Here is a 24,531-nt window from a genome sequence, read left to right as displayed (position 1 = left end):
GTGTCTGGTGGTGCATGGTGAGGCGGTTGGGGTGGCTTTGCCACCCAGCGCGGGGCAAGCCCGCTCGCCACATAAAGCCAGTGGTCCATAGTAGGTTCGAGGGTGCTGCAAGTTCCCTGTGGCAAGCTCCCTGTGGCGAGGGGGCTTGTCCCCCGTTGGGTTGCGCAGCAGCCCCAAAACCTGCCATATCGGGGTGTCTGGCGGAGCATGTTGAGGCGGTTGGGGTGGCTTCGCCACCCAGCGCGGGGCAAGCCCGCTCGCCACATAAAGCTAGTGGTCCACAGTAAGTTCAAGGGCGCTGCAAGTTCCCTGTGGCGAGGGGGCTTGTCCCCCGTTGGGTTGCGCAGCAGCCCCAAAACCGGCCACCTCGGTGTGTCTGGCGGAGCATGGGGAGGCGGTTGGGGTGGCTTTGCCACCCAGCGCGGGGCAAGCCCGCTCGCCACATAAAGCTAGTGGTCCATAGTAGGTTCGAGGGGGCTGCAAGTTCCCTGTGGCAAGCTCCCTGTGGCGAGGGGGCTTGTCCCCCGGTGGGCTGCGCAGCAGCCCCAACACCGGCCACCTCGGTGTGTCTGGCGGAGCATGGTGAGGCGGTTGGGGTGGCTTCGCCACCCAGCGCGGGGCAAGCCCGCTCGCCACATAAAGCCAGTGGTCCACAGTAAGTTCGAGGGTGCTGCAAGTTCCCTGTGGTAAGGGGGCTTGTCCCCCGCTGGGTTGCGCAGCAGCCCCAAAACCTGCCACCTCGGTGTATCTGGCGGAGCATGGTGAGGCGGTTGGGGTGGCTTCGCCACCCAGCGCGGGGCAAGCCCGCTCGCCACATAAAGCTAGTGGTCCATAGTAGGTTCGAGGGTGTGGTAAGTTCCCTGTGGCTAGGGGGCTTGTCCCCCGGTGGGTTGCGCAGCAGCCCCAATACCGGCCACCTCGGTGTGTCTGGTGGAGCATGGTGAGGCGGTTGGGGTGGCTTTGCCACCCAGCGCGGGGCAAGCCCGCTCGCCACATAAAGCTAGTGGTCCATAGTAGGTTCGAGGGTGTGGCAAGTTCCCTGTGGCTAGGGGGCTTGCCGGAACGCCGTATCGCCCCCGTTGGGTTGCGCAGCAGCCCCAAAACCTGCCACCTCGGTGTGTCTGGCGGTGCATGGGGAGGCGGTTGGGGTGGCTTTGCCACCCAGCGCGGGGCGAGCTCGCTCGCCACAACAAGCCCCCCCTTCGCCACAGGGGTGTTTTTTGAAAGAAGAGCGTTGTACCCGTCAGCGAAAATCCCGGCTACGCACGCTGATCCCCGCCAACAGCGGCGTCAGGTCGCTCAAGCGGCCAGCGATCAAATGGCGGACTTCGCCCACCGCCTCCCAGCGCCCCTCCACCTTGAGCAACCGTGAGTTCACCAGCACCTGGCGCTGACGCTCGGCCAGGTCGCGCCAGACCACCACGTTGATGTTGCCAAACTCGTCTTCCAGGGTCACGAAGGTCACGCCGCTGGCGGTGCCCGGGCGCTGGCGCCCGGTGACCAGGCCGGCAACGCTGACATTGCGCCCATGCTCCACCGCCTGCAGTTCCTGTGAACTGCGGCAGCGCCGCGCGCGCAATTGATCACGCAACAGCGCCAAGGGATGGGGGCCCAAGGTGGTGCCCACGCTGGCATAATCGGCGTACAGGTCTTCGCCGACGCTGGGGGCCGGCAGTTGCACCGCCTCTTCCTGGGGGCTCGACGCCCCGGCAAATAATCCCAGTTGCGTCTCCACCCCGGCCACGTCCCAGCGCGCTTGATGCCGGTGCCCGGTCAACTGACGCAAGGCCCCGGCATCCGCCAGCAGTTCCTGGGCCCGGCTGTCCAGTCGGGCGCGCTCGACCAGGTCGGCGATATCGCAAAATCCAGCGGCCTGGCGGGCTTTTTCGATGCGCCGACCATCTTCTTCGCGAAAGCCATTGATCATGCGCAAGCCCATGCGAATCGCCGGTTGCTCGCCGTCGATAGGTTCCAGGCTGCAATCCCAGTCACTGGCGGTCACATCCACCGGGCGAACCTGCAAGTGATGACGGCGCGCATCCTGCAGGATCTGGTCCGGACTGTAGAAGCCCATGGGCCAGCTGTTGATCAGAGCGCAGGCGAACGCCGCCGGTTCATGGCATTTGAGCCAGCAACTGGCATAGGTCAGCAAGGCAAAACTGGCCGCGTGGGACTCGGGAAACCCATAGCTGCCAAAGCCCTTGATCTGCTCGAACACCTGGGCGGCGAAGGCCTCGCTGTAGCCGTTGTTGAGCATACCGGCGCGCAGCCGCTGGCGATGGGGCTCCAGGCCACCATGGCGCTTCCAGGCCGCCATCGAACGGCGCAACTGGTCAGCTTCGCCAGGGGTATAGTCCGCCGCGACAATGGCGATCTGCATCACTTGCTCCTGGAACAGCGGGATACCCAACGTGCGCTTGAGTACCGCCTCCAGCTTGGGCGACGGATAGGTCTCGGGCTCTTCCTGGTTCCGCCGGCGCAGATACGGATGCACCATGCCGCCCTGGATCGGCCCGGGTCGCACGATGGCCACTTCGATCACCAGGTCATAGAACGTCTTGGGCTTGAGCCGCGGCAGCATGGACATCTGTGCCCGGGACTCGATCTGGAATACGCCGATGGTGTCGGCGCGGCTGATCATCGCGTAGGTTGCCGGATCTTCCGAGGGCACCGTCGCCAGTGTCAGGTCGCGGTGACGATGGCGACGCAGCAGGTCGAAGCAGCGGCGGATCGCGCTGAGCATGCCGAGGGCGAGGATATCGACCTTGAGCAGGCCCACGGCGTCCAGGTCATCCTTGTCCCACTGGATGATGGTACGTTCGGCCATGGCGGCGTTTTCCACCGGCACCAAGGTGTCCAGCGGTTGCTCGGAAATCACGAAGCCACCGGGGTGCTGGGACAGGTGGCGCGGAAAGCCGATCAGTTGTTGGGTCAAGCCCAGGACCCGTCGCAATACCGGGCTCTCGGGGTCAAAACCACCCTCGCGCAAGCGCTCCAGGGGCGGCGCTTCATCGCTCCAGCGCCCGCAAAAATCGGCCAGGGCATTGACCTGATCCGGTGGCAGGCCCAGGGCCTTGGCCACATCACGCACCGCCCCGGCACCGTGGTAGCTGCTGACCACTGCGGTCAAGGCCGCGCGGCGCCGGCCATAGCGCTGGAACACGTATTGCAGCACCTCTTCGCGGCGTTCGTGCTCGAAGTCCACATCGATGTCCGGCGGCTCGTTGCGTTCCCGGGACAGGAAGCGCTCGAACAACATGTTCATCCGACTGGGATCGATTTCAGTGATGCCCAGGGCAAAGCACACCGCCGAGTTGGCCGCCGAGCCACGGCCCTGGCAGAGGATCGAACGGCTGCGGGCGAAGCGCACGATGTCGTGCACTGTAAGGAAATAGCTTTCGTAGCCCAGGTCGCTGATCAACTCCAGTTCATTACCGATCTGCTCCAGGGTCTTGGCTGACGCCCCCTCGGGCCAGCGCCGGGCAATGCCCTCTTCGGTCAAGGCGCGCAGCCAGGATTTTGCGCTGTGCCCTTGGGGCACCAACTCCCTGGGGTATTGATAGCGCAACTGCCCCAGGTCGAAAGTGCAACGGCGGGCGATGTGCAGCGACTCCTCGAGCAAGTGCGCCGGATACAGCGCACCGATCGTCTCCAGGCTGCGCAAGTGCCGCTCGCCATTGGGGTGCAGGCGGTGACCGGCTTGCGCCACCGGCAGGTGGTGACGGATGGCGGTCATGGTGTCCTGCAAGGCGCGCCGGCTGCGCACATGCATATGCACATCGCCACAGGCCACAGCCGGCAGCCCCAGGCTGGCGGCCAGTTGCAGGCGCTGCGCCAGACGACGGGCATCGTCCTGGGCGCAATGCAGCTCTACCGCCAGCCATAGCTGCTGATTGAAGGTTTCGCACAGCCATTGGCCCTCGGCAGGCGTATCGCCCTCCTCGGCCAACCACAGCACCAGCAACCCCGGCACCGGGTCGGCGAAGTCTTCGCGCAACAGGCGGTACTGGCCTTTTTCGGCACGACGCCGGGCCTGGGTGATCAGCCGGCACAGGTGCTGGTAGCCCTGTAGGTTCTCCACCAGCAACACCAGTTTCGGGCCGTTCTCCAGGCGCACCTCACTGCCGACGATCAACGCCAGCCCCACTTCCTTGGCCGCCTGCCAGGCACGCACGATGCCGGCCAGGGTGCATTCGTCGGTGATTGCCAGGGCGTGATAACCCTGCTGTTTGGCGCGTTCGCACAACTCGCGGGCACTGGACGCGCCGCGCTGGAAGCTGAAGTTGGACAGGCAATGCAGTTCTGCGTAGCCCTGGGTCATGCAAACCAACCCTGCAGCCACAACCCGGCGCTGTCACCCACGGTGCGATAGGCCCAGCCTTGCTGCCCGGCGCGGGTGCGCACCAGGTAGTAGTCGCGGCGGATATCCGCGCCATCCCACCACCCGGACTCGATGCGCTCCGGGCCCAGCAGGATCTGGATGCCCTGCTCGGCCAACAAGGTCGGCTCCTTGAGCAACCAGCCAGGGCGTTGCACCGGGTTCAAGGGCGGGCAGACGCGGCTGTCGCTGCCCGGCAGCCAGGCACACTCGGGGCGATGGTCAGCATGAAAGCGCAAGCCCTGCACCGCCTCATCCCCCAGACGCGCCCGCAGGCGCTCGCGCAATTGTGCCCAGGGCAGGGTTTGCTGCGGGCGCTCGTCGAACAGGTCCTGGCGCTGGGGCACAAACACCGGCAGGTCCTCGGCCAGCAGGCGCAGGCCACGCACTGGCGCGGCTACTAGCACCTGCTCCAGACGGCCACGGGCCAGTTCAAACAGCATCGACGGTTCGCGCTCGGCACTCAACAGGCCAACCGTGATTACGCTGTCCGGCGCCTCGGCATGCTCCAGGTGCAGGGCAAAACGCTGCACGCCACTGTCGCGGCCACAGAGGAACGCCGCCAGGTCGCCGGTCAGACGCCGCAAGGGAAACAGCAGGGCCTGGTGAGACTGCACATCGAAGTTCAATTCGATGCGCAGGTCGAAACGATCCGGCGGCTGATAGAAATCCAGGGCCAGCGCCCGTTGCCCGGTCAAGGCATCCAGGTGCTTGAGCAACCCTGCGTCGAAGCGCCTGGCCAAGGTATGCCGGGGCAACGCCTGCACTTGGGCCAGGGTCCGCAGGCCCATGCGCGACAAGGCCGTGGCGGCTTGCGGGTCGAGGCCGACGCGATCGATCGGCATCGGCCCAAGGGCTTGCGCAAGCCCCTCGGCATCGGCCACGGCCAGGCCGTCATAGGCGTTGGCCAATACGCGCGCGGCGGCCGGGTTGGGGGCGGCAACAATACGGTGGCGAAAGCCCAGGTCGCTCAGTTCCTCACGCAAGCGTGCTTCCAGCAGCGGCCACGGCCCGAACAGGCCCAGGCTCGATTCGATTTCAAACAGCAAGGCCCGCGGATAGAACACGCTGACCTGGGAGCTGAAACCATAGGCCCAGGCCGCGAGCAGTTGCTGGTAGCGGTCGATATCCACCGGGTTGTATTCAACGCAGGCAAACGCCTTGGTCAGGGCATGGGCCGCCGTCAGAGATTGGCCGGGGCGCAGGCCCAAGGCTCGCGCGGCGGCATTGACGGTTTGCAACACCCGGCGTTGCGCTGGGCCGGCCAACAACGCCAAGGGTTGCTCGGGCTCGGGGCGCTGACGCAAGACCCCGTCCAACGCCAATTGCGGGAAGACAATACACACCCAGCGCATATCAACCTCAGTGCCCGCGGGCCAGGGCTATCGGCGCGGGATGGGCCAGGCCGCCCCGGCACTTGAGCACCCGCACCTGGCTCGGCTCGACGGCCAGGCGCAGGGCGGCCGGTGACGGGTTGATCGCCTCGCCCAGGGCCCGCCAGGCAAACGCCAGGGTCTGGCCGGTCTCGGCGGCCACCTGCAAGCGGCGCAAGGCCCGATCATCCGCCTTGCGCGGCCAGCACAGCACCGCGCCGCAACTGCCCGAACGCAGGCATTGCTCCGCCGCCCACAAGGCATCGCGTTCATCGGCCTGGATCACCGAGAGCTGGCGCAGGTCTACGCCGGCGTTCTGCCAGGCGTGGGGGTATGGGGTATACGGCGGCGCCACCAGCACAATGCGCTCGCCGGCCGCCGACAGCCGCGCCAGGGTCGGCCAGACCAGTTGCAATTCGCCCACGCCCTGCTGGGCCACAAGGATTTCGCTCAAGGCCGCCTCCGGCCAGCCACCGCTGGGCAACACCGCATCCAGGGCCGCCAGCCCCGTGGGATGCACACTGGCCGGCGGCGCGGCCGGCCGCCCCTTCCAGACCCGCCCGCCATTGAACAGCGAGTCCAGTGCAACCACGGCGCCCATCACCCTTGTCTCACCAGGCCACAGAACACGCCTTCGATGGCCAGGTCCTGGTCGGGACGGACCACGATAGGTTGATAAGCAGGGTTGCGCGGCAACAGACGCACACTGTCGCCCGCCCGCTCGAAACGCTTGATGGTGACTTCGCCATCCAGGCGCGCCACCACAATCTGCCCGTTCAACGCCTCGGCACTGCGTCGCACGCCCACCAGGTCGCCATCGAGAATGCCGTCTTCGATCATCGAGTCACCCTGGACCCGCAGCAGGTAATCCGGAACCCGGGCGAAGGTCGCAGGGTCGAGCATCAGCCGTGCGTGCACTTCGGCATCGGCGCCGATGGGCAGGCCGGCTGCAACGCGGCCCAGCACCGGGACATCCAGCCATTCGGGGCGTACTGGTTGATTGAGCAGGCGAATACCCCGGGCCTGATTCGGGTTGACCTCGATAAAACCGGCCTCGGTCAGCGCCAGCACGTGTTTGCGCGCCACACTGCGTGAGGCAAACCCAAAGGCCTCGGCGATCTCGGCGAGGCTGGGCGGCTGACCTTGCTGCGCGATACGCTCGCGGATGAAGTTCAGGATGGCGGCACGGCGGGGAGTAAGAGTCGTCATGGAGTACATTTGTACTCCTGTGGGAAATTTCTGACAATAGCCGCTAGTCAGAAGCCGGCCCATCTATCGCTGGGCTGGAATGCGGATCTCGCCACCCCGGCATTGCGTCTTGATGCTCTGCGGGCAACCGGCAAAGCGCAGTTCCTTGTTCAAGCAGACCCGCACCTCCGACAACACCTTACCCTTGCAGATCACGGCCATGCCGTGGCGCCCCATGCCGGGGTTGCTCTCGCGAAACAAAGCTTCAATGTCCCTGGCTGCGAGTGGGCCCGGCACATTGAAGGGCTCGAACGCCTGCGGAATCTGCACCACGCCCAATGCTGTATCAGTCTTGTCCAGATACTCGGATGCTTCCACGCCGCTGCATGTGCCGTGCTTGGCCCACTCATGCTTGAGCAGTTTTTCGGTGACGAACAGTGACATGCCCTTGGTCAGTTCCTCGGCCGACAACTGCGACTGCGGCAGGCAAGATGCCGGCCAACCGCCTCGCGCATATTGTGGCCACAGGCCATGCAGCACAAAGCCGTAGCCCTTGCCCGTGCATTGCTGGTCCTGCGGGTGGGTCAGGCAAAAAGTCGGCGACCAGGACAGTGACAACACATAAAAATCAAAGTCGCCGGCCTGTCCCTGATTGCGGGGGGCAGCATCAGCCAGGGCGGTCAATACCAGGCACAGGGCGATCCAGGAGGTTCTCCATTTCATCGAGTCAATCCTTCATTAAAGTGAGCGGCCATTGTTATGAACGACCGCCCCGTCACGCAGTCAGGTAACGCGCCGCCGCGCCGCCGAAAGCTCAACAACTCTGAGAGTCAGGGCTTGCGCTGCAACACCCGATCCATGATCCGGTCGGTCTTCAAGGCCTCGATCGCCAGTGCCGGGTGCACACTCTCGCCGCGAATATGGGCGTTCATGCCCAGCACGTGGTGCCACTGGATATGGGGGTGATGGGCAATATGCAGGGTCTCGCTGACTTCGGCTTGCAGCTGCAACGGCTGCTCGTCGAATACTGAAAACGTGATACGCCCTGTGCTGCCGATCAACTCGACCCGATCCTCGCGCCGGTCAGCCACAAAGTTCCAGCAGCCCATGCCCAGCGCGCCCGAGCTGAAGCTCCAGCAGGCGGTGACCGCGTCTTCCGCCGCATAGCGCCCGGCCTGGCGCGCGGTGTAACCCGTGACCTCGACGATATCCCCCGCCAGGTACTGGAACAGGTCGAAACCATGGCTGGCCAGGTCGGCAAAATAACCACCCCCGGCAATCGCCGGATCAGTACGCCAGTTGCTGGCATGGGTATCCGTCGGCGCAGGCGGCTTGCACAACGTCCAACTCAGGTGGCGCAACTCGCCGATGCGCCCTTCTTGCAGCCAGGCACGTACCTGCTGGAAGCGCGGCAGAGAGCGCCGGTAATAGGAGACAAACAGATGCAGCCCGGCCCGCTCGAAAGTGCGCTGCATCAATGCGCTCTGCTCGGCATTCAGCGACATCGGCTTCTCGACGCAGCAATGCTTGCCCGCCGCCGCCACCAGCAGGCTGTATTCCAGGTGGCTGGCCGGTGGCGTGGCGATGTACACCGCATCCACTTCGGGATCATCGATCAGCGCCTGGGCATCGGTGTAAAACCGGGCAATCCCGTGGCGTGCCGCATAATCGCGCACCGCTTCCTCACGACGCCCCATCACAGCCACCAGGGCCGAACCTGGCGCTTTGTAGAAAGCGGGTCCACTCTTTACTTCAGTAACACTGCCACAACCGATCATGCCCCAGCGGATGGTGCTCATCTGACTTTCCTTCACCGGTATTTTTTCAGTTGGGCAGTATCGGCGTTTTCCTGCACGGTCTCCAGCCTCCCCCCATAAAGACCAAGCATGACAATTGCATTACACTTTTATGACGATCATCTGGCTGCGGGGGCACAGACCATGAAAATACGCGCAACGGTGATTTGCGAACACGAAGGGCACATTCTGTTCGTGCGCAAGGCCAGGTCGAAATGGGCGTTGCCCGGCGGCAAGGTCGAGCGCGATGAGCGCCCGGTCGGCGCGGCCGAGCGTGAGCTGCAAGAGGAAACCGGGCTGAACGTGGATGGTTTGTTGTATCTGCAGGAGTTAAAGGCCAGTGACACGCTGCATCACGTGTTTGAAGCCTCGGTGGTGAACATCGACCAGGCCCGGCCCTGCAATGAAATCATCGATTGCCAATGGCATGCCTACAGCGCGCTGGAGCAGTTGGACGCTACCGACGCCACCAAGCGCATTGTCCGTTCGTTTCTGCGCAGGCTCTGATACCTAGCCGAATGCCGCAAACCCACGGCGCCCGGCCTTCATCTCGGTGCGCAGTTCGCCGATCAGGTTGGAGATGGTACGCATGTTATCCAGGCCCTCGGGCGCCACGCCATTCAACAGCAGCTCCACGCGACCGGACTTGGGCTCGAAGACGCGGATGATCAAGAAACCCTCGGAGTTGACGCTACAGTCGCACGACAGCGGGGCGAAACCGGACGCCATGATGCGGCGCAACTCAACGATGGGAATCATCCTGGGCACCCTTGTTCGCACATGACGCGATGGACGTGATCCCTGCAGGTTAGATCAGGTTGTGCAACCCGTGTGGCCAATCCTACGAAAGTGTTAGCTACCCCACATTTTTGCGCGACAGCGCTGGTGCAATGACGTCAGAAAAACCACGCACGTTCATCCGGGTTCACGGTATGAAGGCCAAATCGCGGGCAAAAAAAATCCCAAGTAGCTGATGGAAACTTGGGATTTAAAAATGCATAAACCGTGGGAGGTGAACGCCCGGCAATAATAACCACTGAGACAACTTGTAACAAGTTGATTAATAGCCTTTCGTCGGATTGAAACAGCGCTAAGTCATTCAATAACCACACATTTTTTATGGAGCACGACACTTTCAGTGCCACTTTTTGGTGCAACTTCAAAACTTGCGGGAATAAAACCTTAATAACTATCAGGTTAATAAACATCGCTGAACATAGCTGATGTTTTTGTAGGAACCGGCTTGCCGGCCAAGCACCTGAGAGCACCGCGGGGGACCAGACACCCCGCGTCATCGTTGACGCTTTTCGCTGGCAAGCCCGCTCCTGCGGTAGGTCTTGCGCCCTTCTATTTGCGCGCCAACTTGTAGCGCACGCACTCTTCATAAAAGCTCGAACGAACTGCTGCCGGCTTGAGACGCGAGGGGCTGTCATAGGTCTGCTCGGTGATGCCCATGGCCATCATGCGCATCCAGGACTTGTCGAACTTGTAGCGCTGGATCTTCTGCCGCGCCGCATACAATGAAACGCCAGCCAACTTCAGCTCCTGGGCCCGGGCCGCCGTGCCCGCGCCCCAACTGCACATGTATCGATCCCCTTCACGCAGCGCCTTGCCCTGGGCCGCCGCCGCCCCGCTGGCCAGGGCCAAGGCTAGTAGCGTGATTTTTACATTGCGCATTGGCATCCCACCTAACCACCTGAAAATAAAAGTGATTTTGGCGAAACATGCGGTAGACGGGGGCCAGCAAAATGCCTTCTTGACGTTCTTCCCTCACCGCCACGGTTGCCGCCCTACCCGCGCCTGACCATAATCGCGCGCCCCTATCCCCCTCACGCAAGGAAATGCCGTGAAGAAGTTTCTTATGTTGGCCCCGTTGGTATTACTGCTGCTGCAAGGTTGCGGCGTGACCATGACGCAATACGAGCCCAATTTCGACAACGTCCAGCGCCTCAAGCAGACGCCGCCGTTGCAACCCATCAGCCAGGCCAAGGTCACTGCCGCCTCGGGCCAGGGTTCGTTGATGGTCCGGGCCAATCCGATCAGCTCGCCCACCGGCAGTATCCCGGCCCACGTGCAGGCGGCACTCACCCAGGAACTGTCCCTGGCCGGCCTGCTGAATCAAAGCGCGCCTCGGCGCCTTGACGTACTGCTGGTGAAGAACGAGCTGACCGCTGGCGTGGGCTCCGGCCACGGCACACTGGCCGCGCGCTTTACCGTGTTCAAGAACGACGCAGTGGTGTACGACGCCACCAAGGAAGTGACTAGCGTGTGGTCCAGTTCATTCTTCGGCCCGATTGCGATTCCGAATGCGGCGAACGCCTATAACCCGCTGGTGCGTGACTTGCTCAAGGCCTTGTACAGCGACCCGCTGTTCATTCAGGCACTCAAGTAAAAACCCAGGCAAAAAAAAGGGAGCCGGTCAGCCGGCTCCCTTTTTTTGCAGCCTGAATCAGGCCCGCGGCACACCGGCATCCAGTGCCGAGTACTTGAGGTTATTGCTCTCGACCATCTGCTTGAGCAACGCATTGACCTGGCGCGTGAAGGTATCGGTCACCGCTTCTTTTGGCGTGTAGGCCATCATCGGGATAAACCAGATACCCAACCAGGTGTTGATCGCATCATGATTGCTGCCTTTGCTCAGCGCCTGGCCCTGTGGGTCCAGGGCTTCCAGGCTCATGGTGTACTGGTCGGTACCCAGCGCCGGAATGATGGTGAAGGTGAAGCCGCTGATAAAGGCCAATACCATCTGACCACCACCTGGCGGATGGTTGTAGACCTTCAGGCGCAGGCTGTAGTCGCCTGGCTGCTTCTGGAACTCATCAAGGGTCACGCGGCCGAACAGGCCGGAATCGGTGAGGATTTTTTGCAGTTGCGGACGCAGCATATCCCGCGCCTGGGGTACTTCGGCAGCGGCAGCGTTGGTCGGTTCGCCTTGATAAAAATCAAAGTCGACATAGACGTTCGGCTTGTTGGCGAAACTCGCCTTCGATGGCAGGGTGACTGGCGCGACTTCGTCCTTGGTGAAGCTGGCGCAGCCACTCACTGCCAACATCATCAGGGCCAACCCCAGCATTTTTCCAATGTGCATTACGACTTCCTTAGTTGATGGAGCGTCTCCATGGCCGGAGGTGCTGGGGGCGGATGATAAAGAGTCAACGGCCCTGGTAAAAGGCCGTTGTAGGAAAAACCCTCATCAACTGCCGGCGTTTACCACTGATCCCTGGGGGGCTCATCGCTGGCAAGCCGGCTCCTACAGGGGCCTTAACGCAAGCTCCAGGAAACCCCGGCATATACACCCATGCCGTCGCCCGGCGTCGAGCGCGCCATATCGTTGCCATGGTCGTCATAACCCGGGGTCACGGTATTGGCGTAGCGCTGGTTGGTCAGGTTGCGCAGGTCGATCCAGGCTTGCCAGTCCTGTTTCGGCGCGTCATAGCCGACGGTGGCGCCCAACAAGCCATAGGCTGATGCGTAGTAGGAGTTGGCATAGTCCACCGCCACCCGCGAGGAGTACTCGCCATTGAGGCTGCTGAAAAAGCCGCTGGGATGGCTGTAGCGCACCTGCGCCTGGTAATAGTGCTTGGGGATGCCGGGCAGCGTGTTGTCGCCAAAACGCGGGTCGTCGCGGTAGTGGAAGTTGCTGTAGGTGTAGGCCTGGCGCAGGGCCAGGCGGCCTGCATTGCCACCGTCCCACAGCGGGCTGGTGAGGCTCAGTTCCAGGCCTTGGTGGATGGTCGGGCTGGCGTTGGATTCAGCGACCACCTGCGAGGTGTTGGGCGTAGCCGCCTGGGTCTCGACGCTGAGCAGTTCATGGCGCACCAGCGAGTGGTACAACGCCAGGTCCCACTGGCCAAACCAGGCTTCGCCGCGCCCGCCCACTTCCAGGGTGGTGGCGGTCTGGTTTTGCAGCTCCACGCCTTCGCGGGTCAAGCCCGCCTCCGGCCTGCCCGAGTCTTTCGCGAAGAACTTGTTGGAACCCCAGATCATCGACCAGGCATGTGGCGGCTCCACCGACCGGCTCAGGTTGCCATACACCTGCAACTGCGGATTGAAGTCATAGCGCAGCCCCACGCGCGGCGCGTAGTCCCAGTCGTGGGTGCTCAAGGGGGCATGGGTCTCGGGGTAAGTGACTTCGGTTTCGCGGCGGGTGTAGATCGCTGCCAGCCCGGTGGTCAGCCACAGATCGGGCAGCAGTTCCAGGTCGTTGCTCACATGCAACACCGTATCCGACCCCAGGTAGCTGTAGTCACGGGTCTTGGTGCCCGGAGCGAATGTGGCCGTGGTGTTGGTGGGCACGCGCACGTATTCCGACACGCCGTTATTGGGCATCCCCTGGGTAGTACGCAAGCCGACCGTGGTCTTGCTGTCGCGCCCCAGCAGCGTGTCCTGGCGGATGTAGTTCAAGGTGCCGCTGATGTCGGTGTACGCCACTTTCAACCGGTTGGTGCCCTCGCGCAGGTCCATCGGGTAATCGTGATACACCAGGCCCGCTTCGACGCGCGCGTTATCGTCCAACTGCAGGGTGGTCTTGTTGGCGATCCACGTCGAGCCCGGCTGCAAGCGCTTGGAGTCGCGCGCCAGGTTGACGGCGTTGGCCGCGCGCGGGCTGTGTTCGATCTGCTGGCGCGTGAGTTTGCCGGGGCTGTCGTTGGCGGTTTCGCGGTAGCGGAAATAGAAGCGCGTTTCCAGGTCCGGGTTGAACCGGTAACCGAAGTTGGCCGCCACACCCTTGCCACTGCCGGCGCTCTGTTGCTGGAAGCCGTCGTACTCGACATCGGTCAGGCTGATGTAATAGTCGGCATCGCCCAGCACTTGCCCCGAACTGATTTCCCGCTGGGCATAACCATGGCTGCCGGCCTCATAGCGCACGCGTAACTTGGGGGCATCGTAGCCCGTGCGGGTCACATAGTTGACTGCCCCGCCCAGGGCCAAGGCGCCCCGATCAAACCCGTTGGCGCCGCGCAGCACTTCAACCCGGCTAAGCCACAACGGATCCTTGAGTTCGTAAGGCGTACCGCCGGGGCCGGTAAGTGGCAGGCCGTCGATGGTTTCATACAGGCCGGACGCATGGCTGCCGGGACCCCGGTTGATGCCCGAGCCGCGAATGGAGATTTTCACCCCTTCGTTGTTCGCAGCCTTAGCGTAGATGCCGGCCTGGTACTTGAGCACATCTTCATTGCTGCTGACCCGCCCCTGCTCGACGCTGGCCATGTCAACGTAGTTGGTCCCACCGGGCACCTGCTTGAGTTGCGCCTGGGCCGCTTCGCCTTCGCTCAGCTGCGTGGTGGTGACTTGCAGCGGTGCCAACTGCAGCGCCTCCTGGGCTTGGGCTAGGTGGCTGAATGTTAGGGCAGCCGCCAAGCCAAGACTGCGCGCAGAAAGAACAAGCAGAGGTTGTTGCAGGCGCATAGGCCGAATCCTTGAAGAGGTCTGCGGTTGGAAGCCGCGGATCATACGCAGGTCACGCACAAACCTCGTCGATTAGGCTAATGTGCTGGCCCTGAGCGCCCCTTCACCCTTGAGGCCGAGCCTTTCATGCGCAATCTCACCTTCGCCAGCATCTACCTGTTCTCTTCACTATTGGTCGGTTGCCAACAACACCCACCGGCCAACGACCAACTGGATGCGGTGCTCTGGACCCAAACCTCCATCGAGCATGAGTTGATCTATCGCCAGGTGTTCGCCGACGCCACCCGCCAACTCGACGTGGCCCTGGCCACCAAGGACTGGGACGCCCTGCCCTTTGCCCCGCGCAACCTGAGCGGCTTGCCGCCGGCGGTGATCGTCGATATCGATGAAACCCTCCTGAACAACGTGCCGCTCAATGCCCGGGACATCGTCAACAACCAGGTCTACTCCTATGACCGCTGGAACACCTGGGTCGACCAGGCCAAGGCCCAGGCCCTGCCCGGCGCCGTGGCGTTTTTACAGGCGGCCAAGCAACGGGGGATCAAGGTGTATTACCTGACCAACCGTGAGCACAGCCAGGTTCAGGCCACCGTCGACAACCTGCGTTTGCGCGGTTTCCCGGTGCAGAGCAACGAACAAGTACTGGCGGCGGCCACCCCGACCGGTCATTGCGAACAAGCGGGCTACGGCAAGAACTGCCGGCGCCAATGGGTCGCCAGCCAGGCGCGGGTGCTGTTGATGGCTGGTGATTCCCTGGGGGATTTCGTCCAGGCCGAACACAACACCCTGGCCGCCCAACGCCGGGCGGTGGAGCCTTATGTAGGCTGGTTTGGCCAGCGCTGGTTCCTGCTACCGAATCCAACCTACGGCAACTGGTACAGCGCGCCCTATGGCGACCGTGAAGAGATACCGTTTGCGCAGAAGCGTTTTTTCAAACGGGAGGCCCTTCAGTTGCAGCAATGAAGATCAGATGTGGGAGCTGGCTTTTCGGATCGCCGCACCGCTGCGATGGCGGTGGGTCAGTCGATACCTACCTGGCTGAACCATCGCCTTCGCGGGCAAGCCGGCAGCGGGCACGGAGTTTTGGGGTGGCACACAGCGCCCACTCATTAGCTGGTGGCCTGGCGATACTGACGCGGCGTAAACCCGGTCAACGCCTTGAACTGACGAGTAAATGCACTGTGGTCGGTGTAGCCGCATTGCAACGCCACATCGGTGATCGGCATGTCGGTGTGCAATAGGCGATGGGCATGTTCCAGGCGCACTTTCTGGATCATCTGCCGGGGTGTCAGGTGGAACACGCGCTTGCAGTAGCGCTCCAGTTGCGCCACCGAGATGCCGGCGATGCGTGTCAGTTCTCCGAGGGTCACGCGCTGGTTGAAGTGGGCGCGGATGTGTTCGTCCACGGCCGCAAGGCGCTGATAGGCCGGGTGGGTCTCACTGGCGGATTGCAGGTCGACCGAAATCCCAGCCAGGCCGATGATCGCGCCTTCGTGGTTGTGCAACGGCCATTTGTGGGTCAGGCACCAACCGGGTTCGCGGCTGCCATACAGGTGCAACTCCAGTTGATCCTCCAACACCAGGCCCTGCTCCAGCACGCGCCGATCCTGCTCGGTGTAACCCGGCCCCAACTGCGCGGGAAACACCTCGGCGCTGGTCTTGCCCAGTAACGGGCGCCGATCTTTCAAGCCGCAGCGCTGCACCAGGGTGCGGTTGACCATGACGTAGCGCGCCTGCACGTCCTTGATAAACATCGTCGCATTGGGAATCACGTCGAGCATCGGCAACAGCATGGCCACGCCCGCCAGCATCTGTTCGAGGCTGTGTGGGCGCTGCTCGCCGCCCTGGCACAGGGTTGCAAACGCGTTGTGCATCATGCCGTTCACTGCCTCGTTTATCGCCTCGCTGAGCCCGCAGATTGCCCGATGGCCAGGGCCCTGTCGAGTGCGGTTGCGCCTGCGGAAATTGTGCTGAATTCGTCATTGATAGCCGCGCAAAACATCAATCGCCAGCGGGCTGATGGGTTCACTGTAGCGCCACTGCATGCCTATCCAATAACCCACAAGAAGGCGCCGCTATGTCAGCCCAAGGCAAGTTCAAGAAACAGCTGTCTCTGATCGACCTCACCTTTATCGGACTGGGAGCCATCTTCGGCTCCGGTTGGTTGTTTGCCGCCAGTCACGTGTCGTCCATCGCAGGTCCTGCCGGGATTTTTTCCTGGCTACTCGGCGGTTTTGCCGTGCTGCTGCTGGGCATTGTGTATTGCGAATTGGGCGCGGCCCTGCCCCGTGCCGGTGGCGTGGTGCGCTACCCGGTGTATTCCCACGGCCCGCTGCTGGGCTACCTGATGGGCTTTATCACATTGATCGCGTTTTCCAGCCTGGTGGCGATCGAAGTGGTCGCCTCAAGGCAATATGCCGCCGCCTGGTTTCCCGAGTTGACCAAGGCCGGCTCCAGCGACCCCACCACCCTCGGCTGGCTGGTGCAGTTCGGCCTGCTCTGCCTGTTTTTCGTGCTCAATTACCGCAGCGTCAAGACGTTCGCCATCGCCAATAACCTGGTCAGCGTATTCAAGTTCATCGTGCCGCTGCTGGTGATCGGCGTGCTATTCACCTTCTTCAAACCGGCCAACTTTCACTCCCAGGGCTTTGCGCCTTTCGGCCTGTCGGGGATTGAAATGGCGGTGTCCGCCGGCGGGGTGATTTTTGCCTATCTGGGGCTGACGCCGATCATCTCGGTGGCCAGCGAAGTGAAAAACCCGCAACGCACCATTCCCATTGCCTTGATCCTTTCGGTGCTGCTGTCCACGGCGATTTATGTGCTGCTGCAAGTGGCCTTTCTCGGCGGCGTGCCCACCGAAATGCTTGCCAACGGCTGGGCCGGGATCAGCAAGGAACTGGCGCTGCCCTATCGCGATATCGCCCTGGCATTGGGTGTGGGTTGGCTGGCCTATCTGGTGGTGGCCGACGCGGTGATCTCCCCCAGCGGCTGCGGCAACATCTACATGAACGCCACGCCACGGGTGATCTACGGCTGGGCGCAGACTGGCACCTTCTTCAAGATCTTTACGCGCATTGATGAGAAGTCCGGTATCCCACGCCCGGCGCTGTGGCTGACCTTTGGCTTGTCGGTGTTCTGGACCTTGCCGTTCCCGTCCTGGGAAGCGTTGATCAACGTGGTCTCCGCCGCCCTGGTGTTGAGCTACGCGGTGGCCCCGGTGTGCGTGGCTGCACTGCGACGCAACGCCCCGGACATGCCGCGCCCGTTCCGGGTCAAGTGGATGAATGTGCTGGGCCCGCTGTCGTTCATCATCGCCGCGTTGATCGTCTACTGGTCGGGCTGGAACACCGTGTCGTGGCTGCTGGGCCTGCAGATCGTGATGTTTGGGGTGTACCTGCTGTGCCGCCGCCTGGTACCGACCCAGCACCTGAACATCGCCCAGCAAGTGCGTTCCAGCGCGTGGCTGATCGGCTTCTACGCGGTAACCATGGTGCTATCCAAGCTCGGCAGTTTTGGTGGCCTGGGCGTGCTCAGCCACCCCTTCGACACCCTGGTCGTCGCCGCCTGCGCGCTGGGCATCTACTACTGGGGCGCCGCCACCGGCGTGCCGGCGCACCTGGTGGAACTGGAACACGAAGACGACGAAAGCGAAGCCGTGCTGCCCGCGACCGGTATGCATCCGGCGAACGCATAACGGGCCAATCACCAAGGAGTATCTGGATGAAACGATTGCACGTGATTGACTCCCATACCGGCGGCGAACCGACGCGCCTGATCCTCAATGGCTTCCCGCAGCTTGCCGGCCAGAGCATCGCCGACAAGCTCGACAACCTGCGCAGCGAACACGACCACTGGCGCCGCGCCTGCCTGCTGGAACCCCGTGGCAACGATGTACTGGTCGGCGCGCTGTACTGCGAGCCGGTCTCTGCGGGAGCCACCTGCGGGGTGATTTTCTTCAACAATGCCGGCTACCTCGGCATGTGTGGCCACGGCACCATCGGTCTGGTCGCCTCGTTGCACTACCTGGGGCACATCGCGCCGGGGGTGCACAGCATCGACACGCCGGTGGGCCCGGTCAGCGCCACCTTGCATGCGGATGGCGCCGTGACCCTGCGCAACGTGCCCGCCTATCGCTATCGCCAGCAGGTGCCGGTGGAGGTGCCGGGGTATGGCCGTGTCTACGGTGATATTGCCTGGGGCGGCAACTGGTTTTTCCTGGTGTCCGAGCACGGCCAGGATTTGCACATGGCCAATGTCGATGCCCTCACCGACTTCACCTGGGCGATGCTCAAGGCCCTCGAAGCCCAAGGCATCCATGGCGAAGACGGCGCGTTGATCGACCATATCGAACTGTTCGCCGATGACGACCAGGCCGACAGCCGCAACTTCGTCATGTGCCCCGGCAAAGCCTACGACCGCTCGCCCTGCGGCACCGGCACCAGCGCCAAGCTGGCGTGCCTGGCCGCCGATGGCAAGCTTCAGGCCGGTGAGCCATGGGTACAAGCCAGCATCACCGCCAGCCAATTCGAAGGCCGTTTTGAATGGGAGGGCGAACGCATCCGCCCGTTCATCACCGGCCGCGCCTATATGACCGCCGACAGCACCTTGCTGATCGACGAACAGGATCCCTTCGCCTGGGGCATTTGAGCACCCGGCAGCTTTTAAACAGACCCTTCCAAGGAGATAAAAACATGAGCGATAACATCTTCACCGGCTGCATCCCGGCCCTGATGACACCCTGCACCGCCCAGCGCCAGCCGGACTTCGACGCCCTGGTCGCCAAGGGCCGCGAGCTGATCGATATCGGCATGAGCGCCGTGGTGTATTGCGGCTCCATGGGCGACTGGCCGTTGCTCACCGAAGCCCAGCGCCAGGTAGGCGTGGCGCGCCTGGTGGCGGCGGGTATCCCGACCATCGTCGGCACCGGCGCGGTCAACAGCCGTGAGGCCGTCGCCCATGCGGCCCACGCGGCCAAGGTCGGCGCCCATGGCTTGATGGTCATCCCGCGCGTGCTGTCCCGTGGCGCCTCGGCCACCGCGCAAAAGGCCCACTTCGCGGCGATCCTCAGCGCCGCGCCGAACCTGCCGTCAGTGATTTACAACAGCCCCTACTACGGCTTTGCCACCCGCGCCGACCTGTTCTTTGAACTGCGTCGCGAGTACCCGAACCTGATCGGCTTCAAGGAGTTCGGCGGCGCTGCCGACCTGCGTTACGCCGCTGAACACATCACCTCCAAGGACGATGACGTGACCCTGATGGTGGGTGTGGATACCCAAGTGGTGCACGGTTTCGTCAACTGCAACGCCACCGGCGCTATCACCGGTATCGGCAACGCCCTGCCACGGGAAGTCCTGCACCTGGTGGCCCTGAGCAAGAAAGCCGCCAAGGGCGATGCCAAGGCGCGGCGCCAGGCCCGTGAACTGGAAGCCGCGCTGGCAGTGCTGTCGTCCTTCGATGAAGGCTGCGACCTGGTGCTCTATTACAAGCACTTGATGGTGCTCAACGGCGATCTGGAATACAGCCTGCACTTCAACCCAAGCGATGTGCTCAGCGATGCCCAGCGCCGCTATGCCGAGAACCAGTACACGCTGTTCCGCCAGTGGTATGCCAACTGGTCGGCAGAACAGAACGTCGACTGACTGCTCGTACGCCGCTGGTGCACAGCGGCGTTTCTTCTTTTTTCAGGAACAGGCCATGACTCTGACAGGCAATATGCTGATCGGTCAGCACTCCATTCCCGGCACCGGCGCCGCCCTGCACGCCATCAACCCGGCTACCAACGCTGCGCTGGAACCCGCCTATCACGGCGGCTCGGCCGAACACGTGGCCCAGGCGTGCGCGCTGGCGTGGTCAGCCTTCGACAGCTACCGCGAGACATCGCTGCTGGCCCGCGCTGAATTCCTCGAAACCATCGCCAACGAAATCGAGGCCCTGGGCGATGAGTTGATCGAGCGCGCCGTGGCTGAAACCGGCTTGCCCCACGCGCGGATCCGGGGCGAACGGGGCCGCACCTGCCAGCAACTGCGCACCTTCGCCCGGACCGTACGCGCCGGCGAATGGCTGGACGTGCGAATCGATACTGCGCAACCAGGCCGCCAGCCCCTGCCCCGTGCCGACCTACGCCAACGCCAGGTGCCGTTGGGGCCGGTGGCCGTATTTGGCGCCAGCAACTTCCCGCTGGCATTTTCGGTGGCCGGCGGTGATACCGCTTCAGCCCTCGCCGCCGGTTGCCCGGTGATCGTCAAGGCCCACGGTGCCCACCCCGGCACCAGCGAACTGGTAGGCCGCGCGCTGGCCCGTGCCGTGAAGCAGTGTGGCCTGCCCGAAGGCGTGTTCTCCCTGCTATACGGCTCTGGCCGTGAAGTGGGGATTGCCCTGGTCACCGACCCACGAATCAAGGCAGTAGGCTTTACCGGCTCGCAAAGTGGTGGCATCGCTTTATGCCAGGCGGCCCAGGCACGCCCGGAGCCGATCCCGGTGTATGCGGAAATGAGTTCGATCAATCCGGTGTATCTGTTCCCTGCCGCCCTCAAGGCACGCGGCGAGGCACTGGCGCAAGGCTTCGTCACCTCACTGACCCAAGGGGCCGGGCAGTTCTGCACCAACCCCGGACTGCTGATTGCGGTCCAGGGCGCGCAGCTGGAGCAGTTTGTCAGCGTTGCCAGCAGCCTGCTGCAACGCAGCTCGGCGCAGACCATGCTCACCCCTGGCATCTTCCAGGCCTATGAAGCGGGCGTCGGCACACTGGCCGAGCATGCCCACCCCGTGGCCAGCGGGTTGCCAGCGCAAGGCCCGAACCAATGTCAGGCGCAGCTGTTTACCACCCGCGCGCAAGACTTCCTAACCAACCCGCACTTGCAAGGCGAAGTCTTCGGCGCCGCCGCGTTGCTGGTGCAATGTGTCGACGATGGCGAAATGCGCCGGGTGACCGAACACCTCGAAGGCCAACTGACCGCCACCCTGCACCTGGATGAGGTTGATCTTGAACAGGCGCGGGGATTGCTGCCGACCCTTGAGCGCAAGGCGGGCCGATTGCTGGTCAATGGCTGGCCGACCGGAGTCGAGGTGTGTGATGCCATGGTGCATGGCGGGCCGTTCCCCGCGACTTCGGACTCACGCTCGACCTCGGTGGGCACCGCCGCGATCCTGCGTTTCCTGCGCCCGGTGTGCTACCAGGACTTCCCCGACAGCCTGCTGCCCGAAGCCCTCAAACAAGACAATCCGCTCGCGTTGCGGCGCTTGCTCGACGGCCAGAGAGAAGCCTGAACATGCTCGACAACCCTCAACCCGAGATCGACATTGCGGTGGTCGGCGCCGGCATTATCGGCGTCGCCTGCGCGCTGCAACTGGCGCGCCAGGGCCGCCGAGTAGTGGTCATCGATCAGCAGGAACCGGGCATGGGCGCTTCGTTCGGCAATGCCGGGCATTTGGCGACCGAACAGGTGTTCCCCATCGCCGACCTGTCGATCCTGATGCGCCTGCCCGCCATGCTCATGGACCCCATGGGCCCACTGCGTCTGGACTGGAAATACCTGCCCCGCGCCCTGCCCTGGTTTACCCGCCTGCTGTTGAACCTGCGCCCCACCGCCTACCAGCGTTCGGTTGCCGGCATCCGTGCCCTCAATGAAAGCAGCCTGGGTGCGTGGCAGCGCTTGCTGGCAACCTTGGCCCGACCTGAATTGCTCCGTGAGGACGGTTCGCTATTGGTGTTCGAGCGCGCCGAGTCGCGCCAAGCGATTGAAGGTTTGCAAGCGCGCATGACCCAGCAACAGGTGCCGGTGGACTACTGGTCGGCGGACGCCGTGCAGCGGGCCGCACCGCAACTGAGCGAACGGATCCAGGGCGGATTGTTCTTTCCCCGGACCGGGCATTTCCTCGAGCCGTATCGCGTGGTTTGCGAACTAGTCGAGGCCGCCAAGGCCTGCGGCGTGACATTCCTCAAGCGACAGGTCCAGGACGGCCAGTTGCAGGCACAGGGCGTTACATTGATCACCGACCTGGGCCGCTTGGCCGCCCGCCAGGTGGTGATCGCCTGCGGTGCACACTCCGCCAGGCTCACCCAGGCGCTGACCGGCAAAAAGGTCCCCCTGGACACCGAACGCGGTTACCACCTGATGCTGCCCCATGAGCAAGAGCGCTTGCCGTTTGCCGTCACCTCGCTGGAGCGCAAGTTCATCATGACGCCCATGAGCGATGGGCTGCGCCTGGCCGGCACCGTGGAATTTGCCGGCCTCGACCGGCCGCCGAACATGCAGCGCGCCTGGCAGTTGCATCGGCTGAGCCACGGCCTGTTGCGTCATGAGTTGAGCGCTGAGGACGCCACACCGTGGATGGGCTTTCGGCCCTCGTTGCCAGACTCGCTGCCGATCATCGACCGAGTGTGCGACGGTAAGGTGTTGCTTGCTTTCGGCCATCAACACCTGGGGTTGACGCAAGCGGCCGTCACTGCCGAGCTGATCGCGCAACTGCTCTCACCGGTCTATATGCCCCAGCCTGCGGGATTGCCCGCGCTGGAGCGCTATCGACTGGACCGTTTCTGACAGCCCCTTGCAGGGGCCTAGCGAAAAAAAATATAAAGCGGTGAATTATTTAGTGTCCTCATGTATCTGACCCAGTAGACCATGCCATTAAAACAATGGCATCGACACCGATCAGCAACAGAGTGACCTGTATGAAATCGCGCAAGAAAAGTGTCAGCCCTATCGGGTTGAAAGACATCACCATTGTCGACGATGCCAAGATGCGCAAGGCGATCACCGCAGCAGCGCTGGGCAATGCCATGGAGTGGTTTGACTTCGGGGTGTATGGCTTCGTGGCCTATGTGCTGGGCAAGGTGTTCTTTCCCGGCGCCGACCCTGGCGTGCAGATGATCGCGGCGCTGGCGACCTTTTCCGTACCCTTCCTGATCCGCCCCCTGGGTGGCCTGTTCTTTGGTGCGCTGGGGGATAAGTACGGGCGGCAGAAAGTCCTTGCGGCCACCATCGTGATCATGTCCATCAGCACCTTTGCCATCGGCTTGATTCCCTCCTATGCCTCGATTGGCATTTGGGCGCCGATCCTGTTGCTGTTAGCCAAGATGGCCCAGGGCTTCTCGGTGGGCGGTGAATACACCGGGGCCTCAATTTTTGTCGCCGAATATGCCCCCGACCGCAAGCGCGGCTTCCTTGGCAGTTGGCTGGACTTTGGCTCCATTGCAGGCTTCGTGCTCGGTGCGGGGGTGGTGGTGGTGATCTCCAGCGTGCTGGGCGAAGAGCAATTCCAGGAGTGGGGCTGGCGCCTGCCGTTCTTCCTCGCCCTGCCCCTGGGCATGATCGGCCTGTACCTGCGCCACGCCCTGGAAGAGACTCCGGCCTTCCAACAACATGTCGAGAAACTCGAACAGGGCGATCGCGAAGGCCTGGCCCGCGGCCCGCGCGTGTCGTTCAAGGAAGTCGCCACCAAGCATTGGCGCAGCCTGCTGACCTGCGTCGGCGTGGTGGCCGTGACCAACGTCACCTACTACATGCTGCTCACCTACATGCCCAGCTACCTGACGCACAACCTGCACTACAGCGAAAACCATGGCGTGCTGATCATCATCGCGATCATGGTCGGCATGTTGTTCGTGCAACCCATGATCGGTTTTATCAGCGACAAGGTCGGGCGCCGGCCCTTTATCATCGCGGGCAGCATCGGCCTGCTGGCGCTGGCGATTCCGGCGTTTATGCTGATCAACAGCGGCAAGCTCGGGCTGATCTTCGCCGGGTTGCTGATGCTGGCGGTGGTGCTGAACTTCTTTATCGGCGTGATGGCGTCCACCCTGCCGGCAATGTTCCCCACCCACATCCGCTACAGCGCCTTGGCCAGTGCGTTCAACATCTCGGTGCTGATCGCCGGCCTGACCCCGACCGCCGTTGCCTGGCTGGTGGAAAGCACCAACGACCTGTACATGCCGGCGTATTACTTGATGGTGATTGCCGTGGTGGGCCTGGTCACTGGCCTGACCATGAAGGAAACCGCCAACAAACCCCTGCGCGGCGCGGCGCCGGCGGCGTCGGATATTGAAGAGGCACGGGAGCTGCTGCAGGAGCATCACGACAATATCGAGCAGAAGATCGAAGACCTGGACGAGCAGATCGCCGAGCTGGAAGCCAAGCGCGAGAACCTGGCGCAGCAGCATCCGCGAATCGACTGATCGGCTCCCACAGGGGATCTCGATCAGGCAGCGCGCTTGGCTGGGCCGCAAAAAAATCTAGGGGCTGGCTTGCCGGCGATGGCGGTGGGTCAGTCACTTTGTCGGCGACCGGCCCGGCGCGATCGCTGGCAAGCCAGCTCCTACAGGGGTGTGATGGCGATTGCGACCGCTTACTGATCACCGCAGCGCTGGTCATCACTCACCGGGGCCCAA

At 63.1% G+C, this 24,531-nt stretch carries 20 protein-coding genes; 9 read left to right on the top strand and 11 right to left on the bottom strand.

Annotated elements, in window-relative coordinates; all coding sequences use genetic code 11:
- Positions 1-1,243: 1,243 nt before the first annotated feature.
- The 6 genes from HBO09_RS08490 to HBO09_RS08465 form a co-directional block, all read right to left on the bottom strand.
- Positions 1,244-4,342 (bottom strand): error-prone DNA polymerase, encoded by a 3,099-nt coding sequence (locus HBO09_RS08490; protein WP_346266427.1) that lies wholly within the window; start codon positions 4,340-4,342, stop codon positions 1,244-1,246.
- Positions 4,318-5,733 carry a DNA polymerase Y family protein gene (locus HBO09_RS08485; protein WP_169993076.1) on the bottom strand — a complete coding sequence of 472 codons (1,416 nt, stop codon included), beginning with the start codon at positions 5,731-5,733 and terminating at the stop codon, positions 4,318-4,320. The genes HBO09_RS08490 and HBO09_RS08485 overlap by 25 nt, the downstream gene beginning before the upstream one ends.
- Positions 5,734-5,740: 7 nt before the next feature.
- Positions 5,741-6,352, bottom strand: coding sequence for a translesion DNA synthesis-associated protein ImuA (imuA, locus tag HBO09_RS08480; RefSeq protein ID WP_169993078.1), 612 nt, complete (start codon positions 6,350-6,352; stop codon positions 5,741-5,743).
- Positions 6,352-6,969, bottom strand: a complete 618-nt coding sequence (lexA, locus tag HBO09_RS08475) for a transcriptional repressor LexA (RefSeq protein ID WP_169993080.1) — start codon at positions 6,967-6,969, stop codon at positions 6,352-6,354. The genes imuA and lexA overlap by 1 nt, the downstream gene beginning before the upstream one ends.
- A 54-nt stretch (positions 6,970-7,023) precedes the next feature.
- Entirely contained in the window at positions 7,024-7,662 is a 639-nt protein-coding gene (locus HBO09_RS08470) for a ribonuclease T2 (RefSeq protein ID WP_169993082.1), read from the bottom strand.
- Between the two features lie 107 nt (positions 7,663-7,769).
- Positions 7,770-8,738 carry a Gfo/Idh/MocA family oxidoreductase gene (locus HBO09_RS08465; protein ID WP_169993084.1) on the bottom strand — a complete coding sequence of 323 codons (969 nt, stop codon included), beginning with the start codon at positions 8,736-8,738 and terminating at the stop codon, positions 7,770-7,772.
- A gap of 141 nt (positions 8,739-8,879) precedes the next feature.
- Between HBO09_RS08465 and HBO09_RS08460 the strand changes: the two genes are divergently transcribed.
- Complete coding sequence (locus tag HBO09_RS08460; RefSeq protein WP_169956953.1) at positions 8,880-9,242, top strand: NUDIX hydrolase; 363 nt, start codon at positions 8,880-8,882, stop codon at positions 9,240-9,242.
- A 3-nt stretch (positions 9,243-9,245) separates the two neighbouring features.
- On the opposite strand, the gene HBO09_RS08455 is transcribed toward HBO09_RS08460, so the two are convergent.
- Together HBO09_RS08455 and HBO09_RS08450 are read right to left on the bottom strand one after the other, a co-directional pair.
- Positions 9,246-9,494, bottom strand: coding sequence for a DUF1652 domain-containing protein (locus tag HBO09_RS08455; protein ID WP_169993086.1), 249 nt, complete (start codon positions 9,492-9,494; stop codon positions 9,246-9,248).
- Between the two features lie 588 nt (positions 9,495-10,082).
- Entirely contained in the window at positions 10,083-10,412 is a 330-nt protein-coding gene (locus tag HBO09_RS08450; RefSeq protein WP_070996090.1) for a hypothetical protein, read from the bottom strand.
- 169 nt (positions 10,413-10,581) lie between these two features.
- Between HBO09_RS08450 and HBO09_RS08445 the strand changes: the two genes are divergently transcribed.
- Positions 10,582-11,127, top strand: coding sequence for a hypothetical protein (locus HBO09_RS08445; protein WP_169993089.1), 546 nt, complete (start codon positions 10,582-10,584; stop codon positions 11,125-11,127).
- A 57-nt stretch (positions 11,128-11,184) separates the two neighbouring features.
- On the opposite strand, the gene HBO09_RS08440 is transcribed toward HBO09_RS08445, so the two are convergent.
- Together HBO09_RS08440 and HBO09_RS08435 are read right to left on the bottom strand one after the other, a co-directional pair.
- A complete protein-coding gene (locus HBO09_RS08440; protein WP_029293673.1) occupies positions 11,185-11,823 on the bottom strand; it encodes a hypothetical protein in 639 nt (212 codons plus the stop codon).
- Between the two features lie 173 nt (positions 11,824-11,996).
- A complete protein-coding gene (locus tag HBO09_RS08435) occupies positions 11,997-14,144 on the bottom strand; it encodes a TonB-dependent receptor (protein ID WP_169993091.1) in 2,148 nt (715 codons plus the stop codon).
- A gap of 126 nt (positions 14,145-14,270) precedes the next feature.
- Between HBO09_RS08435 and HBO09_RS08430 the strand changes: the two genes are divergently transcribed.
- Positions 14,271-15,107, top strand: coding sequence for an HAD family acid phosphatase (locus tag HBO09_RS08430; RefSeq protein ID WP_169993093.1), 837 nt, complete (start codon positions 14,271-14,273; stop codon positions 15,105-15,107).
- Positions 15,108-15,253: 146 nt separating this feature from the next.
- Here HBO09_RS08430 and HBO09_RS08425 read toward each other — a convergent pair whose 3' ends face one another.
- Positions 15,254-16,021 carry an AraC family transcriptional regulator gene (locus tag HBO09_RS08425; RefSeq protein WP_169993095.1) on the bottom strand — a complete coding sequence of 256 codons (768 nt, stop codon included), beginning with the start codon at positions 16,019-16,021 and terminating at the stop codon, positions 15,254-15,256.
- Between the two features lie 200 nt (positions 16,022-16,221).
- On the opposite strand from HBO09_RS08425, the gene HBO09_RS08420 reads away from it, so the two are divergent.
- The 6 genes from HBO09_RS08420 (at position 16,222) to proP (ending at position 24,318) form a co-directional block, all read left to right on the top strand.
- On the top strand, positions 16,222-17,838 hold the full coding sequence (locus tag HBO09_RS08420) for an APC family permease (RefSeq protein WP_169993097.1): 1,617 nt from the start codon (positions 16,222-16,224) through the stop codon (positions 17,836-17,838).
- Between the two features lie 26 nt (positions 17,839-17,864).
- Complete coding sequence (locus HBO09_RS08415; RefSeq protein WP_169993099.1) at positions 17,865-18,791, top strand: 4-hydroxyproline epimerase; 927 nt, start codon at positions 17,865-17,867, stop codon at positions 18,789-18,791.
- Positions 18,792-18,835: 44 nt separating this feature from the next.
- Positions 18,836-19,783, top strand: coding sequence for a dihydrodipicolinate synthase family protein (locus HBO09_RS08410; protein WP_169993101.1), 948 nt, complete (start codon positions 18,836-18,838; stop codon positions 19,781-19,783).
- Positions 19,784-19,838: 55 nt separating this feature from the next.
- Entirely contained in the window at positions 19,839-21,410 is a 1,572-nt protein-coding gene (locus HBO09_RS08405) for an aldehyde dehydrogenase (NADP(+)) (RefSeq protein WP_169993104.1), read from the top strand.
- A 2-nt stretch (positions 21,411-21,412) separates the two neighbouring features.
- Positions 21,413-22,684, top strand: a complete 1,272-nt coding sequence (locus HBO09_RS08400) for an FAD-dependent oxidoreductase (protein ID WP_169993106.1) — start codon at positions 21,413-21,415, stop codon at positions 22,682-22,684.
- 131 nt (positions 22,685-22,815) lie between these two features.
- Entirely contained in the window at positions 22,816-24,318 is a 1,503-nt protein-coding gene (proP, locus tag HBO09_RS08395; RefSeq protein WP_169993108.1) for a glycine betaine/L-proline transporter ProP, read from the top strand.
- Positions 24,319-24,531: the final 213 nt, after the last annotated feature.

Source organism: Pseudomonas sp. WS 5027 (assembly GCF_012985695.1).
Classification (GTDB): domain Bacteria; phylum Pseudomonadota; class Gammaproteobacteria; order Pseudomonadales; family Pseudomonadaceae; genus Aquipseudomonas; species Aquipseudomonas hygromyciniae.
Note: the sequence above shows the minus strand (reverse complement) of the source record. Positions and strands in the feature narration are given on the sequence as shown.

Excerpts from the sequence above, each read along its gene's own strand:
- HBO09_RS08485 (WP_169993076.1), bottom strand. The coding sequence starts at position 5,733 with ATGCGCTGGGTGTGTATTGTCTTCCCGCAATTGGCGTTGGACGGGGTC.
- imuA (WP_169993078.1), bottom strand. The coding sequence starts at position 6,352 with ATGGGCGCCGTGGTTGCACTGGACTCGCTGTTCAATGGCGGGCGGGTC.
- lexA (WP_169993080.1), bottom strand. The coding sequence starts at position 6,969 with ATGTACTCCATGACGACTCTTACTCCCCGCCGTGCCGCCATCCTGAAC.
- HBO09_RS08470 (WP_169993082.1), bottom strand. The coding sequence starts at position 7,662 with ATGAAATGGAGAACCTCCTGGATCGCCCTGTGCCTGGTATTGACCGCC.
- HBO09_RS08465 (WP_169993084.1), bottom strand. The coding sequence starts at position 8,738 with ATGAGCACCATCCGCTGGGGCATGATCGGTTGTGGCAGTGTTACTGAA.
- HBO09_RS08460 (WP_169956953.1), top strand. The coding sequence starts at position 8,880 with ATGAAAATACGCGCAACGGTGATTTGCGAACACGAAGGGCACATTCTG.
- HBO09_RS08455 (WP_169993086.1), bottom strand. The coding sequence starts at position 9,494 with ATGATTCCCATCGTTGAGTTGCGCCGCATCATGGCGTCCGGTTTCGCC.
- HBO09_RS08450 (WP_070996090.1), bottom strand. The coding sequence starts at position 10,412 with ATGCGCAATGTAAAAATCACGCTACTAGCCTTGGCCCTGGCCAGCGGG.
- HBO09_RS08440 (WP_029293673.1), bottom strand. The coding sequence starts at position 11,823 with ATGCACATTGGAAAAATGCTGGGGTTGGCCCTGATGATGTTGGCAGTG.
- HBO09_RS08435 (WP_169993091.1), bottom strand. The coding sequence starts at position 14,144 with ATGCGCCTGCAACAACCTCTGCTTGTTCTTTCTGCGCGCAGTCTTGGC.
- HBO09_RS08430 (WP_169993093.1), top strand. The coding sequence starts at position 14,271 with ATGCGCAATCTCACCTTCGCCAGCATCTACCTGTTCTCTTCACTATTG.
- HBO09_RS08425 (WP_169993095.1), bottom strand. The coding sequence starts at position 16,021 with ATGATGCACAACGCGTTTGCAACCCTGTGCCAGGGCGGCGAGCAGCGC.
- HBO09_RS08420 (WP_169993097.1), top strand. The coding sequence starts at position 16,222 with ATGTCAGCCCAAGGCAAGTTCAAGAAACAGCTGTCTCTGATCGACCTC.
- HBO09_RS08415 (WP_169993099.1), top strand. The coding sequence starts at position 17,865 with ATGAAACGATTGCACGTGATTGACTCCCATACCGGCGGCGAACCGACG.
- HBO09_RS08410 (WP_169993101.1), top strand. The coding sequence starts at position 18,836 with ATGAGCGATAACATCTTCACCGGCTGCATCCCGGCCCTGATGACACCC.
- HBO09_RS08405 (WP_169993104.1), top strand. The coding sequence starts at position 19,839 with ATGACTCTGACAGGCAATATGCTGATCGGTCAGCACTCCATTCCCGGC.
- HBO09_RS08400 (WP_169993106.1), top strand. The coding sequence starts at position 21,413 with ATGCTCGACAACCCTCAACCCGAGATCGACATTGCGGTGGTCGGCGCC.
- proP (WP_169993108.1), top strand. The coding sequence starts at position 22,816 with ATGAAATCGCGCAAGAAAAGTGTCAGCCCTATCGGGTTGAAAGACATC.